Below are 1,218 nucleotides of genomic sequence, written 5' to 3' on the forward strand. Positions count from 1 at the left end.
GGTTGGTGCGGGGGCGGTGACGGTGGGGTCGTTGCGTCGGGGTGAGGGTGGGCTGGAGAGGTTTGCCTGTTCGTTGGCCGAGGCGTATGTGGCGGGTGCGTCGGTCGATTGGTCCGTGTTCTGCACCGAGCGGCCCGGCGAACGGGTCGACCTGCCCACCTACGCCTTCCAGCACCAGCGCTACTGGCTCGAAGCACGCACGGACGTCGGGGACGTCGCCGCCGCTGGGCTCGACGCGGCTGAGCACCTCCTCCTCGGCGCGGCGGTGACGCTCGCGGATTCGGACGGCGTCGTCCTCACCGGCCTGCTGTCCCCGGCGACGCAGCGGTGGATGGCCGACCACCGGGTGGGCGAGACGAACGTCCTGCCCGGGGCCGCGTTCGTCGAACTCGCGCTGCGCGCCGGAGACCAGGTCGGCTGCGGTGTCCTCGCCGAACTCACCGTCGAGACGCCACTGCCGCTTCCCTCCCGAGGCGGCGTGCGCGTGCAGGTGACCGTGTCGGCGCCCGACGGCAGCGGCCGCCGCCCGATCTCGGTCCACTCCCGCCCGGACGGCGAGGCTCCGTGGACGCTGCATGCGTCCGGCACCCTGGCCGCCAGCGGAGCACGACCGCCCGCCGACACCGACCTGGCCGCCTGGCCGCCGCCGGACGTCGAACCCCTCGACGTCAGCACCGCCTACCCGGCCCTCGCCGACGCGGGGCTCGTGTACGGCCCCGCGTTTCAGGGACTCAAGGCGGCCTGGCAGTCCGGCGGCGACCTCTACGCCGAGGTGGAGCTCCCACCGGACGAGCGCGACCAGGTGGGCAGGCTCGGCCTGCATCCCGCCCTGCTCGACGCCGCATTCCACGCCGCCGTGTTCGCGGGCGTGTTCGGCGACGAGGCCGCCCTGCCGCACGCCTGGACGGACGTGGTGCTGCACGCCGTCGGCGCCGCGTCCCTCCGCGTACACCTCCGGGCCGGGGAAGCGGGCGGAGTGTCCCTGCACGCCGCGGACCCGGCCGGGCAGCCGGTCCTGACGGCGCGCTCGGTCACCGCCGCGCCCGCCCACCTCGACCGGCGAGCGGACCCTGCGGGCCCGGCCCCCCACGACTCGCTGTTCCGGCTGGAGTGGCGGCCCGTCTCCGTGTCTGCGCCGTCATCGCTGGACTGGAAGAGCTGGGAGGAGGTCTCCGAGGTTGGATCCGCCCCCGGTGTGGTGGTGCTGAGGGTCGGTGG

Annotated in this window: 1 protein-coding gene; it reads left to right on the plus strand. The window is 74.8% G+C overall.

Annotation, left to right across the window (positions count from 1 at the left end):
* Nucleotides 1–73: 73 nt before the first annotated feature.
* On the plus strand, nucleotides 74–1,218 hold a 1,145-nt coding region (locus tag IEJ02_RS47765), incomplete at its 3' end, for a polyketide synthase dehydratase domain-containing protein (RefSeq protein WP_191070502.1).

It is taken from the genome of Streptomyces sp. 5-10, from assembly GCF_014712245.1.
In the GTDB taxonomy this organism is placed as follows: domain Bacteria; phylum Actinomycetota; class Actinomycetes; order Streptomycetales; family Streptomycetaceae; genus Streptomyces; species Streptomyces violaceusniger.